Source organism: Archangium gephyra (assembly GCF_042230915.1).
Classification (GTDB): Bacteria; Myxococcota; Myxococcia; order Myxococcales; family Myxococcaceae; genus Archangium; species Archangium gephyra_B.
In genome coordinates, this window is the sequence record NZ_CP102578.1 from 6,751,804 (window position 1) to 6,768,372 (window position 16,569).

At 66.8% G+C, this 16,569-nt stretch carries 9 protein-coding genes; 5 read left to right on the forward strand and 4 right to left on the reverse strand.

Annotated elements, in window-relative coordinates; translation table 11 throughout:
• The first annotated feature begins 195 nt into the window (after positions 1-195).
• Together NR798_RS26335 and NR798_RS26340 are read left to right on the forward strand one after the other, a co-directional pair.
• The gene (locus tag NR798_RS26335; RefSeq protein WP_375765255.1) at positions 196-1,500 is read left to right on the forward strand and encodes a hypothetical protein; all 1,305 of its coding nucleotides are present in this window, start codon (positions 196-198) and stop codon (positions 1,498-1,500) included.
• A 455-nt stretch (positions 1,501-1,955) separates the two neighbouring features.
• Positions 1,956-3,977: an ATP-dependent endonuclease gene (locus NR798_RS26340; protein WP_375765256.1), complete on the forward strand. Its 2,022-nt coding sequence runs from the start codon at positions 1,956-1,958 to the stop codon at positions 3,975-3,977.
• Positions 3,978-4,037: 60 nt separating this feature from the next.
• Here NR798_RS26340 and NR798_RS26345 read toward each other — a convergent pair whose 3' ends face one another.
• Together NR798_RS26345 and NR798_RS26350 are read right to left on the reverse strand one after the other, a co-directional pair.
• The gene (locus tag NR798_RS26345; RefSeq protein ID WP_375765257.1) at positions 4,038-7,373 is read right to left on the reverse strand and encodes a COR domain-containing protein; all 3,336 of its coding nucleotides are present in this window, start codon (positions 7,371-7,373) and stop codon (positions 4,038-4,040) included.
• 226 nt (positions 7,374-7,599) lie between these two features.
• On the reverse strand, positions 7,600-8,046 hold the full coding sequence (locus NR798_RS26350; protein WP_375765258.1) for a MarR family winged helix-turn-helix transcriptional regulator: 447 nt from the start codon (positions 8,044-8,046) through the stop codon (positions 7,600-7,602).
• Positions 8,047-8,165: 119 nt separating this feature from the next.
• Between NR798_RS26350 and NR798_RS26355 the strand changes: the two genes are divergently transcribed.
• The 3 genes from NR798_RS26355 to NR798_RS26365 are packed head-to-tail and all read left to right on the forward strand — an operon-like array spanning position 8,166 to position 13,848.
• Positions 8,166-9,551: a TolC family protein gene (locus NR798_RS26355; protein ID WP_375765259.1), complete on the forward strand. Its 1,386-nt coding sequence runs from the start codon at positions 8,166-8,168 to the stop codon at positions 9,549-9,551.
• The gene (locus NR798_RS26360) at positions 9,548-10,702 is read left to right on the forward strand and encodes an efflux RND transporter periplasmic adaptor subunit (protein WP_375765260.1); all 1,155 of its coding nucleotides are present in this window, start codon (positions 9,548-9,550) and stop codon (positions 10,700-10,702) included. The genes NR798_RS26355 and NR798_RS26360 overlap by 4 nt, the downstream gene beginning before the upstream one ends.
• Positions 10,702-13,848 carry an efflux RND transporter permease subunit gene (locus NR798_RS26365; RefSeq protein ID WP_375765261.1) on the forward strand — a complete coding sequence of 1,049 codons (3,147 nt, stop codon included), beginning with the start codon at positions 10,702-10,704 and terminating at the stop codon, positions 13,846-13,848. The genes NR798_RS26360 and NR798_RS26365 overlap by 1 nt, the downstream gene beginning before the upstream one ends.
• A gap of 80 nt (positions 13,849-13,928) precedes the next feature.
• Here NR798_RS26365 and NR798_RS26370 read toward each other — a convergent pair whose 3' ends face one another.
• Both NR798_RS26370 and NR798_RS26375 read right to left on the reverse strand, forming a co-directional pair.
• The gene (locus NR798_RS26370; protein WP_375765262.1) at positions 13,929-14,864 is read right to left on the reverse strand and encodes a hypothetical protein; all 936 of its coding nucleotides are present in this window, start codon (positions 14,862-14,864) and stop codon (positions 13,929-13,931) included.
• Between the two features lie 135 nt (positions 14,865-14,999).
• Entirely contained in the window at positions 15,000-16,469 is a 1,470-nt protein-coding gene (locus tag NR798_RS26375; RefSeq protein ID WP_375765263.1) for an MDR family MFS transporter, read from the reverse strand.
• Between the last annotated feature and the right edge of the window lie 100 nt (positions 16,470-16,569).

Here is a 16,569-nt window from a genome sequence, read left to right on the forward strand (position 1 = left end):
TGGGTGCACACGCCCCACTGCAAGGGCGGCTCCAGCCCCGCTTCCCTCGGAAATCACGACGCCAACGCCGCGCCGCGCGTCCCCGGCCGGGACGAACGTCTCAACTGGCGGACATCCGCGCACAGGGCGCCGGGGGGTCCACCTATCTCCCGCCTCTCCCACTCTGTTAGAAGACACGAGTCGGAAGGGGATCCCGTGGACGACAGCAGCTGGATCAACTGCCCCCACTGTGGGCTCAAGCACCGGCCGAGGGCCCAGAGCCTCTGTCCCCGCTGTGGCCGGACCTCGACGCTCTCGCGTGCGTCCACCACCGCCATTCCGAGCGTCGCCGCCCTGCCCCGGCCCTCCGTGGCCATACCGAGCGTCTCGGACCGCGCCGTCACCCCCGTAGCGGGCATCCCCGTCGCCCGGGCCGCCCCGGTCAGCCCCGCCCCCGTGGCCCCTCCGCCCGCCCGTCCGCCGGAGCGCGTGCCCACCGTCGAGTACATCCCGTCGCTGGACCCCACTCCCGCCCGGCTGAGCACCCCCGAGCCGGAGACCCCGTCCCCCTCCTCCAACGTGAGCGCCGCGCTCCCCGTGGGCGGCGCCGTCCTGCTGGTGAACGCAGTCCTCCACCTCTTCGAGTTCCTGTTCCTGCCCTCGGTGTCGACGAATGCCTCGCTCCGGGCCGCCCAGCTCGCGGGGACGCTCGTCGGCGTGGGCCTGGATGCGCTGCTCGGCTTCAGCTTCCTGCGCGGGAAGACCCAGCTGCGCACCCTCGCCTTCGTCCGGCTCGTGGTGGGCATGTTCCTGTTCGGAGGCATGAGCCTCTACCAGGCGCAGTACCTCTTCACGCTCGTCGTCTTCGCCTTCTCGTGCGGCACGCTGGTGCTCGTGTGGGGCAAGCCCTCGTCCTTCCTCGCGGGGGTCGGCCTCACCGCCGTGCTGCTCGGCGTCGGCGTGGAGATCATCGGCTTCCAACGGCTCTCCGCCGTCCAGCCCCTCGCCGACCGGGCCCGGATCGCCCTGCGGCCGGACCTCGAGGGACGTCAGCTCGGCGAGGACGAGTCCATCGTCGGCGAGCGCCACCCCTACAAGCTGCGCGTGCCCTCCAATGGCTGGTACCGCCGCAAGGGCGAGGTGGCGCGCACCCCGGACACCAGCGTGGACGTGTGGCTGTCGCAGCCGGATCACACCGGCGCCCTGGTGGTGTCCGTGCGCGAGTGGAACGAGGCGGAGACGGCGAACCTGAAGGAGGCGAGGGACCTGGAGCTGCGCGACCTGCGGGTGCGCTACCCCGGCTTCCAGCTGGCTGAGACCTCCGACAACGGCACCCCGCTACTGGATGCGAGCCTCGCCAGCCTCACCGGCAGCGCGCTGCGCGACGGCAAGCCCTTCCTCTTCGAGGTCTCGCTCTACAAGGCGAACGACAAGCTGCTGCTCGTGACGGCCTTCGCGCCCACGGCGTCCTTCGCGGAGTTGCACCTGCAGGGGGCAACCACGGGGTTGCGCCCGGACTAAGTAGGTGACCAAAAGTCCCCGACAAAATAACGCGGAGGGCCTACGCTGATCCGATGCGCAAGACACTGGCCCCGCCCAGCGGGGGCTGACGGAGTCCTATCCCTCCGCTTCTGGCTCCGTTCCTTTTTGTAAAGGAACTTTTGGCTCCCTACTTGGTCAGGCGTGTACCCCAAGGGGCTGCGCGGCCTCTCCATCGGGCGTACGCCTCGGCGGCTCCCTTCAGCGGCCCTCCTCGGCCCCTCCGCTCCAGCCCTCATCCTCAAACAGCCCTCATCCTCAAACAGCCCTCCCATTCTTCTTATACGCGGTGAGCGGATCCTTCTCCCGTATCCAAGCCCCAGATAGAGGTGTCGTCCAAGCCCCTCGTACCTGCTTGAGAGAGGTGCTTTTCTGATCGTCATGTCGACAGTGCTGCTACGGTCCCCGGTCGTCCGTTGACCTCCAGGAGGTTGGTTGTGCAGCTCGTCACCACCAAGGTAGGCCCGTTCAAGTCTATCAACGCTCTGCAGACGGTGAATATCGACCCGTCCGTAACCGTGCTTGTCGGAATGAACGAGGCCGGCAAGACGGTGTTCCTCCAAGCCCTCGAGAAGTCAGGCGACGCCATTGGGGCCTCCGAGTTCAATCCAGTTGAAGACTACCCGCGCAAGGATCTTTCCAGCTACCTCAGGGAGCACAAGACCAAACCAGCCCAGGTGACGAGCCTCACGTACCGACTCTCCCAGGAAGAGTTGAATGAGCTGAACGGCATCCTGAACACGAAGCTGCCGCCTGACTTCGAGTTTTCGGTCAACCACCTATACGACAACAAGATCACCATCCTGATCTCAGTTGACGAGACCCCCGTGCTGGCGAGCCTGCAGAACGCGCCGGGACTCAGCTCCGATGTGAAGACAGCTTTGGCGTCCGTCAAGCGCATCCGTGATATTCCGACAGCCCTTACCGGGCTGGGGCTGACCGACAAGGACAAGTCCTGGCTTGAGACGATCCACGAGCGAATCAAGAAGACCGAGTGGAACTCGATCATAGAGGCGGAGGCATGGGAGTGGCTCAGAACGCGTATGCCGAAGTTCGCCTTCTTCGGGGAGTACGAGCTGCTCCCGAGCAAGATGAACCTCGCGGACCTCGCGAACCGGGTGACCCAACTCCAGGCCTGGAAGGTGCAGAACCCCGCGCTTTCGGCACGGGCTGCGCCGAAGTTCCTTGAGCCTCATCACCTCGGTGTGCTGGCCCTGCTCCGGATGGCGGACATCTCCGTGGAGGATTTCACCAAGTCAGGTGGATACGAGCCGCTCAAGGCCCGACTCGAATCGGTGTCGATCAGGCTGACGGATCAAATTTTCGATTTCTGGAAGCAGAACGAGGACCTCGAGGTCGAGGTAGACATCAAGGTGGACCCGGATGACGTGGCCCCCTTCAACAACGGGCCGAACTTATACCTCCGCATCAAGAACCGACGCCACCGGGGAGTCAGCACTCCCTTTCGTCAGCGTAGCCGGGGTTTCACGTGGTTCTTCAGCTTCCTGGTGTGGTTCGACAGCATTCAGCATCAGCTCAAGACGGGTCGCGAGCTACGAGATCATGAGCTGATCCTCCTGCTCGATGAGCCTGGACTCAACCTCCATGCGCTCGCGCAGGCTGACTTCCTTCGGTACATCGACGAGCTCGCGACCAAGCACCAGGTTCTATACACCACGCACTCGCCCTTCATGGTCCATACCGACCGCCTCCATCAGGTCCGGGTGGTTGAGGATCGCGTGAAAGTCGGTACGGTCATCTCCGATAATGTGACCAGTTCTGACCGGCGAACCATCTTTCCGCTCCAGGCCGCGCTGGGCTGGAGCCTGGCGCAGAACCTGTTCATTTCCGAGAACAACCTCCTCGTCGAGGGGCCTTCCGACCTCCTGTACCTCAAGGCGATGTCGTCCATTCTCGAGGCACAGGGCCGGGTCGGCCTGCGCGAGGACATCACCATCGTTCCGGCGGGCGGCCTCGACAAGGTGGTGACCTTCATCGCGCTTCTCGGCGCCAGTGGACTCAAGCTAGCCGTCCTTCATGACTACCAGGGGCGGCCCGAACAGAAGCTCGAAGACCTCGTGAAGCAGAAGTTGGTCTCGCCCAAGATGCTTCTTGATGCCTCGCAGTTCCGGGACCTCAAGGCCTTGGGCAAGAGCGGGCGGCCCTCGGATGTCGAAGACCTGCAGTCGCCGGGTCTCTACCTCGATTGCTTCAACAAGACGTTTGCGAAGCAGCTCGGCGGGAAGAAGGTCACCGAGAGCGACTTGCCGACAGGAGACCGGATCCTCCAGCGCATCGAGCGCTATCTCACGGCGTCAGGCACATTGCTTCGGCCCAGCGGTGGGTTCAACCACTATGCTGTCGCTTCTTCGTTTGTCAGCAACCCGCCAGCGAATGTAGACCCTGACACGCTAGCCCGGTTCGAGGCGCTGTTCCGCGCCGTCAATGATTTGTTCTGACGTGAAGTCCACGGGTGCGCGCGCTGATGAACTCCGTCATGCCGGGCGTGCGCTGAAGCCCTACCCGTTCACCTGGGCCTGCGCTGGCGCGAAGATCGATTCGATGAGTGCCCGCGTGTACCCCGCCGCGACCGCCGCGGCATACTCCTGCCAGTCGTCGTTCTTGTGAGTGTCGCAGTAGTCACACGTTCCACGGACGACCAGATACCCCTTGTCGTGGTTCCAGGTGGCATCCGCGATCCCAGAGCCCTCCATCTCCGCCGCTTTAACTCCGAACCTCTGACGGAGCTCGTCCCGCTTGTCAGGCCTCTTCAAGAGCTCATTGGCGGATGCAATGGGCCCCAGGAACACACGTGGCAGCCCCCTCCGACGCCTGGAGTCCTTGGGATGCTCGAGCTGTGTCTCTGGGTCGTCAGTGGCGTAAAGCTTGTCGGTCGCCTGAGGAGGGCGCTTGTGCTTCAACTGCTGGAGGATGGCGCCGATGTGCTCATCCCACGGCCGGCGCCCCTCGATTTCCTCGGCCTGAAGCAGGGCCACAGCTTCAATCAACCTGGCGCTCGGTGGGACAGAACTGGAACGGACCTCCTTGAGCTTCACCATGTCGTACTGCACCACTCCCCATCTGTTGGACACGACGATGTCTCCGAGCCGGACATGGTCCTCAGGCTTCCGCGGCGACGGGACGGCACCCGCGATGCCGACCATGATGATGGCGTCCACGGAGGGGAAGTGCTCCAGCAGCAGCGTGGCCCGAGCGGCGGCCATGTTGTTGCCCACCCCTCCTGGCAGCATCGCGAGCGCGATTCGATGCTCTTTCTGATCGCGAGACTTCATTTGGCCCAGCACATACCGGCGCCCCGCGCCTGGGCCTGGGACATGGTGGTCCTGGCAGTCGTGCATCGCCGCTTTCATGGCGGCGAACTCCTTGGGAAGCGCTGTGATGATCCCAATGGTGACCTCGGCGATCCGCGGCTCCCGAGGGCGGCCTGGCGAGTCTGCAAAGGCCTTTGATTCCTGGACCGTCCTCATCATGCGGCGCTCCTGAGCTGTCTCCACGCCGTTCAGCAACTCCGTCACGCTCACCTTCTGACGTGTACCTTCCGGGCGGTACCAGTCCTCTCCCTCCTGCTCCAACATCACCAGGTGCCTGTAGCTGACCGTCACCCCGGGTTCATTGGGGAGTGGCACCCGCTCATCCACCACCATCCCCTTCAGCTCCCGATGTTGCTCGGCGAACTTCTCCCGGATGATGGCCAGCAGACCGCGCTGAAGCGCCTTGTTCCCGGTGATATGGATGTCCACGCGGCGTTCGCGGGAGTCCGCGCGGACGACGGCGCGGCAGCCTTCATGCTCGAGGATGACACCTGTGCGCCAGCGAGGGCTCTTCTGGCTCAAGGCGTGGGTCTGGACGATGAAGCGCGGCAGGAGCCCTTCGGGCAAGACCTCGTACTGGTAGCGGAAACCCAGCCCTGGTGCCGCGAGAAGCACTCCCAGATCGGGCTGGTTCTCGCCGAGCAACTCCGGCACGAGGTAGCGCTCTTCCCGCCCCTCCAGCCGGAAGCAGAGCTGGAATTTCTCCATGAGGTAGAGCAGGAACGCATGGTTGGATTTGGGATAGCGCTGCTCATCTAGGACCGTGGACAGATCTGCCTTGGTGAGCACTCCCTCGTGCCATTGCTTCTGTCCGGCCCGCAGCAGAGTGTAGATGCCCTCGGTGACCCAGCGGGGATTGAGGACATGCGTCTCCTTGAGGCGTGGATCGTCGCGATAGTTCAGTGCGATGCCGAGAATGTGCAGGAAGGTCGCCAGCTGCCGTTGTGCTTCTGGATCGCGCTCCCCGAACTCGCGGCAGATCTCCTGATACTGGTCCCAGGTGACGAAGTTCCCCTTCATCCCGGCCAGCCGCTCCTTGATCTCGAACCAGTCCGCCGGGAAGGCTACCTTGCGATGCTCCAGCCCATCGGTCTTCTCCAGGATCAGCTTCTTGAGTTCCTGGATACCGCTTGCGTCCTCGCAGTCCGTCGGCACGAAGCCCGCGATGAATGGGTACTTCTCCAGCAGCAGGCCTCGATTCACATCAAAAGGATGCTGGACGGCCTTGTTCAGCGCGATGATGACCCGCGAGTCGCCCCCAAAGCTACGAATCAGCTGCAGCCAGTACTCCGCATCCTGTGTGGGGTTGCCTTCGCGTCCACTCAAGACCAACAGGTAGAGCGTGCGCTCCGTGAGAAAGAACTGGTGCGTCGCGTGAAGGATCTCCTGGCCACCAAAGTCCCACACGTGCAGTCGTACCGTGTCACCCTCTGACAGGGTCACCGGCCAGGGTTTGATCTCGATACCGGGCGTCTCCGGCTCACGCTCGTCGAAGGTGTCGTGAAGCAGCCTCTTGATGAGGCAGGTCTTTCCGACGCCCCCCCGCCCGACAAGGATCAGCTTCGCCTCGTTGAGCGGCTTCCGGTCCCGCCGCGCGCGGAAATAGTAGTCGACGATTGCGGCAGGCGCGGGGAGAGGTGGCTCTATGGTGATCTTGAATGGTTGATAATCCCACAGGGTCCTATAAATGCTGTGTCCCAGGATCTCGGGTGGAAGGCCGAGCGCTTCATTTCCATTCAGGTCAAGCACCTCCAATGCCGACAATCGAACGCGCAATGACGAGGGCAATGACGTCAGGTCGTTAGCGCCAGCGAAGAGGTATCTGAGCTTGTTGAGCCTGGCGAGCGACTCTGGCAACGCCGAGAGGAGATTGCCGGTGATATCGAGAGCCTGGAGCGCCTTGAGCTTGCGCAGGGATTCTGGCAACTCCTTCAGCGAGTTCGTTGAGGCGACAAGGTACTTGAGCCGGGTGAGCTGCCCCAGCGAGTCAGGCAGGACGCGCAGCAGATTGAAGCCGGCATCCAGATATTGAAGCCGTGTCAGGTTGCCCAACCACTCGAGCGGCTTCGACAATCTGTTGCTGTTCACATCGAGAAACTCGAGCTTCGTCAAGCGGCCCAACGACTCTGGCAAGCCAACGAGCCAATTGTCATGGACGTTAAGAGTATGAAGGCCCGTCAGCTCGCCCAGCGACTCCGGCAATGACTCCAGTTGATTGGAGTACGCAAGGAACTCCCGAAGCTGGGTCAGTTGGCCCATGGACCATGGCAAGGCCGACAGCTGGTTCACGGAGACGTCCAGGTGCTGCAATTGCGTCAACTGGCCGAGCGATTCTGGTAGCTCACTCAACCGGTTGTCGGAAACATCCAGGCTCGTCAGTTGCGTCAGTTGGAACAACGATTCTGGCAGCGAGTCGAGAGCCAGGGAACTCAGGTCGAGAGAACGCACGCCTGAACTCGCTGCTTCCGCAACGAGGCGGTCCGCTTCGTCCGGCTCCCAGGTCATCGCATCACCCGGAGCCATGGGCTCACGGGACTGTGACTTCTTCTGGCTTGGCTTTCGAGGCATGGCACGTTGGCTCTAGAAAAACGCCCCCTGCACGCTGCCATTCCTTCAAGCCTCTTGGCGAGGGCCGCGTTCCCAGCATCACCCGCTGGCTTGAGCCGGGCGACACGAGCTCGCAGGGCGAACGTCCTGCGTAGCAGCCCAACCTGGTCCAGCTGAAGCTATTAGCCTGGGGCCCCGCGCCTCAGTCCTGGGACTCCCCCTCCATGGGCTGAGCCGCCACCTGGGACAGCCCCGCCTGCAGCTTCTCCAGCAGCCGCTTCAGCTCGGCCAGCTCCGAGGCCGTCAGGTACTGGGACGCCTCGTCATCCAGCCACTGCGACGCATCCTCCAACAGCTTCAGCTCCGGCAGGCTCGCCTCGGTGACCTGGAGCCGCACGCACCGGCGATCCTCCCCGGCGCAGCGCTTCACCAGCCCTTCCTCCTCCAGCCGATCCACCATCCGGCTCACCGCGGGCGCATCCACCAGCAGCCGCTCGGCCAGCTCCGCCTGGGTGCGCACATCGCGCATGGCGATGAACTTCACCGCCAGTAACTGGGTGAAGGGCCGGCGCGTCTTCCCGCTCAGCCGCCGGGTAAGCAGCCGGTACAGGGTGCGCCGCAGGGCTCCCACTTGCTCCGCGAGGGTCATTTCACCTAATACAATGATTGCTGTATACAACCATTGTCAATGACACCGAACGAGCTGGCCGTTATAGGGGGCAGCCAGACAGTACGCGCAACACCCGATTCCACAGGTCCCCTCCCGGCATGACGCCCCGTTTCGCCCTCCTCTTCCTGGTGCTCACCGCGGGCCCCGCCCTGGCCCAGGATCCGCTCCTCCCGGCCCCACCGCCCTTCCAGCCGCAGGTGGATGATCCGATGCTCACCCCCGCGCCCCCCGCCTCCAAACAGGTGGGCACCTGGGAGGAGGCGCTCGGGCTGGTGCGCGAGCGCTCCACGGATCTCCGCATCGCCGAAGCCAACGTCCAGCGCGCCGAGGGCCGGTGGCGCCAGGCCCTGGCGACGCTGCTGCCCAATGGCCGCGTGTCGGCGGGCGTGGCCACGGATCTGCTCAACCCCGGCATCCCCGTGGGCCTCACGGGCTCGCCGCTGCTCGGGCAGACCGATGCCGAGCGCCGGCCCACCGTGCCGCTCGTGAGTGGCTCGGTGTCGCTGACGCAGTCGGTGGTGGACTTCAGCGCCTGGCGGGGGCTGTCGTCCGCCTCGTCCGCCGAGGACAGCGCCCAGGCCAACCTCCAGGACGTGCAGCGCCGCCTCACCCTGGGCCTGGCCCGCACGCTGGTGGCCACCGTGGCCGCCGAACGGGCCGCGGAGATCAACCGCGTGGGCCTGCGCCGGGCCCTGGAGCGCGCCGCGCTCGCCCAGCGCTCCTTCGAGCTGGGCGCGGGCACCCAGTTGGACGTGGTGCGCGTGCGCCAGGACGTGGAGGTGGCCCGCCAGTCCCTCATCTCCGGTGACGAGCAGCTGCACCGCGCCCGCGAGGCGCTCGGCCTGTCCCTGGGCCTGCCCCAGGAGGTGGGCGTGAGCACGACCTTCCAATTGCAGGGCCTGGTGGAGCAGACCCGCGCCAGCTGCACCCCGCTGAAGGCCCTGGGCGAGCGGCCAGATCTCGAGGCCGCGCGCGCCCAGGTGGAGTCGGCCCGGCAGAGCACGCGGCAGGCCTCGGCCGGCTATCTGCCGACGCTCGGCATCAACAGCAACCTCAACGCCTTCACCACGGAGCCCGGCCCCGGCAGGCTGGCCACGTGGAGCATCGCCGCCGTGCTGTCGGTCCCCATCTGGGAGGGCGGCGGCCGGGCGGGAATCGTCCGCGAGCGCGCGGGTTTGGAGCAGCAGGCGGCCGAGACACTCGAGCGCACCCGGCGCGACGTGGAGGTGGAGGTGGCACGCGCCCGGCGGAGCGTGGAGGTGGCCGAGTCCCTGGTGAAGACGGCGACGGAGTCGCGGGAGCTGTCCGCGAGGACCGACCAGCTGACCAGGCGAGCCTTCGAGGTCGGCCGTGGCAGCAGCCTGGAACTGGTACAGAGCGGGGCGGCCTTGCGTCAGGCGGAGCTGGCGCTGGCCCTGCGTGAATTCGAGCTTGTCCAGGCGCGCCTGGACGCATTCTTGACGGAGGCCCGGTGCGACTGGTGAGAAGGGTACGCCCCCTGAAGGCGCTGGTGGTGGGACTGTGGGGTGCCGCGCTCGCGGTGGGAGTGGCTGGCTGCGGCGGCAAGCCCGCGGCCAAGCCGGCTCCCCCACCCCGTGAGATCGAGGTGGTGCAGCTGGCCCCCAGCGAGGTGCGCGATACGAGCGAGTACCTCGGAAGCCTGATGTCGCGGCAGAGCGTCAACGTGCTGCCCCAGGTGGCCGGCTACGTGCGCCGCATCCACGTGCGCCCGGGCCAGAAGGTGGAGGCCGGTGCGCCCCTCGTGGACGTGGACGCGCGCGAGGAGACGGCGGCGCTGGAGACGGCGCGGGCCCAGCGCACCTCTTCCGAGGTGAACCTGGAGCAGGCCCGCCGCACGCGCGCCCGCCTCGAGTCCCTCTACAAGGAGGGGCTGGCGAGCGCCCAGGAGCTGGAGCAGTCCCGGGCCCAGGTGGAGGCGCTGGAGGCCAACACGCGCGCCGCCGCCGCCACCGAGTCCCAGCGCGAGGTGCAGCTGGGGTTCAACACCGTGCGCGCGCCCTTCGCCGGCACCGTGGGCGACGTGCTCGTGCGCATGGGCGACTTCGTGAGCGCCACCACGCCGCTGACGAGCGTGGCCCAGGCGGACGTGCTGGAGGTGAGCGTGGCGGTGCCCTCCGAGCGCGCCCGCATGCTGCGCCCCGAGACGCCGCTGGAGGTGCTCGACTCGCAGGGCAAGGTGGTGCTCTCCAGCCCCATCTTCTTCGTCGCGCCCCAGGCGGATCCGCGCACCCAGCTGGTCGAGGTGAAGGCCGCCTTCCGCAACACCGTGGGCCTGCGCCCCAGCGAGCTGGTGCGCGCGCGCCTCGTCTACTCCACCCGCCAGGCCCTGCAACTGCCCGCGCTCGCGGTGGTGCGCCAGAGCGGCCAGCCCTTCGCCCTCGTGGTGACGGAGAAGGAGGGCAAGACGATCGTGGAGCGCCGCCCGGTGAAGCTCGGGGCGCTCGGCGAGCTGGCCTACGTGGTGGAGGGCGGACTGAAGGAGGGCGAGCAGGTGGCCGTCACCTCGCTGCAGGCGCTGCGTCACGGCGCGCAGGTGAAGGTGAAGCCCTCGCCCCCCCGGGCCGTCACGCAGGGTACGGAGGGCGGTGGAGGAGCCGCCGGGGGTAGCCGCTGATGTTCGTTGATTTCTTCATCCGCAGGCCCGTCTTCGCCGCCGTCTGCTCCATCCTGCTGACGTTGGTGGGGGCGATTGCCATTCCCACCCTCCCTATCGCCCAGTACCCGGATCTCGCGCCGCCCCAGGTGACCGTCACCAGCACCTACGTGGGCGCGAGCGCCGAGGTGGTGGAGAACGCCGTCACCATCCCGCTCGAGCAGGAGCTCAACGGCGTGGAGGGCATGCGCTACATCACCTCCACCAGCAGCAACGACGGCACCAGCCAGATCACCGTCACCTTCGAGCCCACGCGCGACATCGAGGTGGCGGCCGTGGACGTGCAGAACCGCGTGAGCCGCGCCGCCTCGCGCCTGCCCGCCCAGGTGAATCAGACGGGCATCGTCGTCAACAAGGCCTCCAGCCAGATGCTGCTGACGATCGGCCTGTCCAGCCCGGACAATCGCTACGACGCCAAGTTCCTCAGCAACTACGCCGACGTGAACCTCAAGGACGCCATCAAGCGCGTGCGCGGCGTGGGCGACGTGCGCATCTTCGGCGAGCGCAAGTTCTCCATGCGCCTGTGGTTGGACCCGACCGAGCTGGCACGCCGCAACCTCACCCCCCAGGACGTGGTGCGGGCCCTGCAGGAGCAGAACCTCCAGGTGGCCGCGGGCCAGGTGGGCCAGCCCCCCTCCACCGACGAGCAGCCCTACCAGATCGCCGTGCGCGCGCGCGGCCGGCTCGTCGAGCCCGAGGAGTTCGGGGAGATCGTCCTGCAGCGCAACACCACCGACGGCAAGCTCGTGCGCCTCAAGGACGTGGCCCGCGTGGAGCTGGGCGCGGAGAACTACGGCACCCTGCTGCGCTTCAACGGGCGGACCGGCGTGGGCCTCGCCATCTTCCAGCTCCCCACCGCCAACGCGCTCGACGTGCGTGACGGCGTCATCAAGGAGATGGACCGGCTCGCCCAGCAGTTCCCTCCGGGGCTGGAGTACAGGCCGGGCAATGACACCACGCTCGCGGTGCGCGCCTCCGTCAACGAGGTGGTGCGCACGCTGGTGGAGGCCATCGCGCTCGTCATCCTCGTCATCTTCCTGTTCCTGCACGGCTGGCGCAGCGTGCTCATCACCGCCATCACCCTCCCCGTCTCGCTGGTGGGCACCTTCGCCTTCGTCTACCTGATGGGCTTCTCCATCAACACGCTCACCCTGTTCGGCCTGACCCTGGCCACGGGGCTCGTGGTGGACGACGCCATCGTGGTCATCGAGAACATCGAGCGGTTGATGGTGGAGAAGCACCTGTCCGCCATGCAGGCGGCGCGCGAGGGCATGAAGGAAGTGGCCGGCGCGGTGGTGGCCATCTCCATCGTGCTGGTGGCGGTGTTCATCCCCGTGGCGCTCTTCCCCGGCACCACGGGCGCCATCTACCGCCAGTTCGCCCTCACCATCGCCGCGTCGGTGGCCCTGTCCACCTTCTGCGCCCTTACCCTCACGCCCGCCCTGAGCGCCCGCCTGCTCAAGCACCACCACGGAGAGAAGTGGATCTTCTTCCGCTGGATGGACAAGGCGCTCGACTGGACGAAGGCCACCTACGGCCGGGGGCTGCGCGCACTGCTCAAGCACCCTGTCGTCATCCTCGTGGCGTTCGTGCTGTGCATCGCGGGCACGGTGCTGCTCTTCCGCTCGGCGCCCACCGGCTTCATCCCCGACGAGGACCAGGGCTACCTCATCATCTCCGTGCAGGGGCCCGAGGGCATGTCGCTCGCGCAGACGGAAAAGGTGCTGGCCGAGGCGGAGCAGCTGCTCAAGAACCAGCCCGAGGTGGTCACCATCTTCGCCATCGGCGGCTTCTCCTTCCAGGGCACCGGTCCCAACTACGCCACCATCTTCGTGCCCCTCCAGCCGTGGGAGAAGCGGCCCAACCCGAACCAGTCCGTGGCCGCGCTGGTGGAGCGGCTGCGCGGGCCGCTCGGCAACATCGGCGGCGCCCGAGTGATGCCCCTGCAGCCCCCCGCCATCCGCGGCGTGGGCAGCGTGGGCGGCTTCCAGTTCATCCTCGAGGACGTCGGAGGCAGCCTCTCGCTGGACCAGCTGGCCACGACCGCCCAGGAGCTGGTGGCGAGCAGCAACCAGGAGAGCCGCCTGCGCGGCGTCTTCACCTCCTTCAACGCCGACACCCCGCTGCTGGACGTCGAGGTGGATCGTCAGAAGGCCAAGGCGCTCGGCGTGCCCATCGAGCAGGTGTTCGGCACGATGCAGCTCTACATGGGCAGCCAGTACGTCAACGACTTCAACTACGCCAACCGCACCTACCGCGTCTATGTCCAGGCCGAGCAGCAGTTCCGCGACAACCCCTCGGACATCGGGGCCTTCTACACGCGCACCGACACCGGCGCGATGATCCCCCTGGAGTCGCTGGTGAAGGTGACACCTACCGCCTCCGCCCAGGTCATCCGCCACTACAACCTCTTCCGGGCCGTGGAGATCAACGGGGCGAGCGCTCCGGGCGTCTCCTCCGGCCAGGCACTGGAGGCCATGGAGCAGCTGGCCGCGCAGCAGCTGCCCCAGGGCATGAGCTCGGAGTGGACGGGCATCAGCCTCGAGCAGAAGGAGAGCGGCGGTCAGACGCTGATCATCTTCGGCCTGGGCCTGCTGTTCGTCTTCCTGGTGCTCGCCGCCCAGTACGAGAGCTTCACCCTGCCCTTCGTCATCATCCTCTCGGTGCCGCTGGCCGTCATGGGCGCGCTGGGGCTGCAGCTGGCGCGTGGCTACGCCAATGACGTCTTCTGCCAGGTCGGACTGGTGATGCTGGTGGGTCTGGCCAGCAAGAACGCCATCCTCATCGTGGAGTTCGCCGAGCAGCTGCGCGCGAGTGGCAAGAGCGCCGTGGACGCGGTGGTGGAAGCCGCCGAGGTGCGCCTGCGCCCCATCCTCATGACGTCCATCGCCTTCCTGCTGGGCGTGGTGCCGCTGATGATGGCCAAGGGCGCTGGCGCCGCCGCGCGCAACTCGCTGGGCACGGCCGTCTTCGGCGGAATGCTCGTGTCCACCGTCGTCAACTTCGTCTTCATCCCCGGCCTGTATGTGCTGATGCAGCAGCTGCGGGGTGCGGCGAAGCGGACGAGCGCCGAGCCGGAGACCATCGCCCCGGCCCCCGCGCCGTGAGGTGAGCCGGGGCCTCGCGCCCCGCTGAAACGCCCAGGGGCACCGCGACCACGCGGTGCCCCTTTTTCATGTCCCCTGCCTCACTGGAGCTCGTCGAGGCTCAGCGGCTTCTGGGGGTCGACAGGGCCCAGCCACTGCCCCAGTCCGGCCGGGGGACGCTGCAGCTCGGGACGGCCTCCCGGGGCTCCGCCGTTCTTCCAGTCGTTCAGCTGGCCCACCAGCTTCCACTGCGCCGAGGCCTTGTCGTAGTGCGCGAAGGCCGTGGCGCCCGTCTCGATGCCGTGGGACCCCGTGGGATGCGAGTAGTCATGGGGCGTGAGGCTCTGCACCAACTGGAGGTCGTTCTTCTTCAGGAAGTCCTCCAGGTGCTGCTTGCCCGTGCTGGCGCCGTACTTCGAGAAATCCGCCTGATGGACGAAGGACAGGGTGTCATCCGTCTTGTTGTGCAGCGCATGGACGGCACAGCCGTTGAGCGGCCCCGTCATGACCATCGACGGCTGCCCCGGCTTGGGGTGCAGGGGCACGCCCGAGATCCCCGCGAACGAGCCCTGGTCCGGCTTGCCCTGACCCGACGAGAGGTAGTGCAGGTAGTTGACCTGCGGCCCGTTCCCGCCGGGCGCCGAGAGCGAGAGGTTCGCGTTGCCATGCTGCTGCTGGACATTCAGGGTCGCGACCGACTGGTTCGCCGGCACGAAAGGCTTGTTGGGCGTGGGCAACTGCACGCCCTGCGGCGGCGCCCCGTTCTGGAACAGCTTGTAGCCGTTCAGGATGTTCTGCCCGGAGAACTTCATGGGATCGGCGGCGAACGAGTCCGCCTGCGACGGCCCGAACAGCCCCCGGATCGAAGAGCCGATCTTGGAGGGGGCCGTGTCGAAGCCATCCTTGGGCGCGACCGGCTTCGCGGAGGGGGCCGGCTTGGACGGAGACGGCGTCGGCGCGGAAGGCTTCGGCGCATCGTTCTGCAAGCCGCGGAGAGGAGCGCTGCTCTTGGGGCCACCGATCTTGAAGGTCTTCATGCCCCTGTCCCATTGCGCCTTCCATGCCAGCACGTGGGCCCTGTGATTTCGGGGGGATGGAGGCTCCCTCCCGGCGCGCGGGTGGGCGCTGACTGGTGACTGCGGTCAGCACTGGTGACTGCTGTCACCAGGGGCTCAGTGAGGCGCCGCCGCGTCGGTGGACGGGAGGGTCATGCCCTCGCCGCGCTTCACCTTGGGAAAGAAGAGCCCGGCGGCGAAGGCTCCCACGGTGGCGGCGCAGATGATCCAGAAGTTGATCGTCAGCCCCGTGCCGAGCGCTCCGCTCAGCGTCTGGAACACGGCCGGAGGCAGGCCGTGGCCGTGCTCGGGGCCGAGCAGCTCGTTGGCGGCGGCCAGGGGGACGTTCGGATCCTTCAGCAACTGGGACACCACCACGCCGCCCATCAACCCCACCCCGAGCGCCCCGCCGATGGTGCGGAAGAACATGTGGCTCGCCGTCGCCACCCCGCGCAGCTCCCAGCCCACGCTCGTCTGCACCGCGATGAGCAGCGAGGTGGCGGTGAAGCCCAGGCCGATGCCGAACAGCGCCATCGCCAGCTCCGGAATCAGCAGCGACGACTGCGGCTTGAGCAACAGCGCCATCGCCCCCGTGCCAATCACCGTCAGCCCCAGCCCTCCGACGATGAGCGGGCGGAAGCCCGTCCGGAGCAACAGCTTCCCCGCGAACAGGCTCGCCACCGGCCAGCCGACGATCATCGGGGTGATCATCCCGCCAGCCAGCGTCGCCGAGCCGCCCAGCACGCCCTGCACGTACAGCGGCACGTAGGTGGTGGCCCCGAACATCGCCGCGGAGAAGAGCGCGCCCGCCACCGAGGAGATGGCGATCGCGGGATTCTTGAAGATGGACATGGGGATGACGGGCTCGGCCACCTTGCGCTCCACCAGCACGAAGGCGATGAGCAGCACCACCCCCACCGGCAGCGCCAGCAGGTTGCGGCCGATTCCCTGCACGCCAAACAGCAGCGCCACCACTCCCGCCGAGAGCAGCAACGCGCCCGCGTAGTCCAGCTTCTGCGGCTTGTGCTGCACCTGCTCGTGGAAGAAGAACACCAGCAGCGCGAGCGCGCCCAGCCCCACCGGGACGTTGATGAAGAAGACCCAGTGCCACGTGAGGTACTTCACGATGAGGCCACCGGTGAGCGGGCCCACCAGCCCCGCCAGCCCCCACACCCCGCTGAAGACGCCCTGTACCTTCGCGCGCTGCTCCAGCGTGTAGAGGTCCCCCACGATGGTGAGCGCCACGGGCTGCATCGCTCCCGCCCCCAGGCCCTGCAGCGTACGGAAGGCGATCAGCATGTGCATCGACGTGGACAGCCCGCTGAGGACGGAGCCCGCGAGGAACAGGCCGATGCCGAAGAGCAGCACGGGCTTGCGCCCGTAGAGGTCCGCCAGCTTCCCGTAGATGGGCACCGTCACGGTGGAGGCCAGCATGTACGCGGTGAAGACCCACGCGTAGCTCTGCAGTCCGCCCAGCTCACTGACCACCGTGGGCATGGCGGTGGAGACGACGGTCATCTCCAGCGCCGCCATGAAGAGACTCAAGGCCAGCGCGACGGTGGTCAGGGGACGGTGGGTGGTTCGCATGCTGTCGGACGAGGCTGTCGGCGCGAGGAGGTGGTGCCCTGCTTAACGGGTGGAGGCCACGGCCGCCATCGTCAAGTATTCCCGCCTCATCGGACGGGTG

Coding starts and splice junctions, on each gene's coding strand:
- NR798_RS26345 (WP_375765257.1), bottom strand. CDS start 7,373: ATGGCTCCGGGTGATGCGATGACCTGGGAGCCGGACGAAGCGGACCGC.
- NR798_RS26350 (WP_375765258.1), bottom strand. CDS start 8,046: ATGACCCTCGCGGAGCAAGTGGGAGCCCTGCGGCGCACCCTGTACCGG.
- NR798_RS26355 (WP_375765259.1), top strand. CDS start 8,166: ATGACGCCCCGTTTCGCCCTCCTCTTCCTGGTGCTCACCGCGGGCCCC.
- NR798_RS26365 (WP_375765261.1), top strand. CDS start 10,702: ATGTTCGTTGATTTCTTCATCCGCAGGCCCGTCTTCGCCGCCGTCTGC.
- NR798_RS26370 (WP_375765262.1), bottom strand. CDS start 14,864: ATGAAGACCTTCAAGATCGGTGGCCCCAAGAGCAGCGCTCCTCTCCGC.
- NR798_RS26375 (WP_375765263.1), bottom strand. CDS start 16,469: ATGCGAACCACCCACCGTCCCCTGACCACCGTCGCGCTGGCCTTGAGT.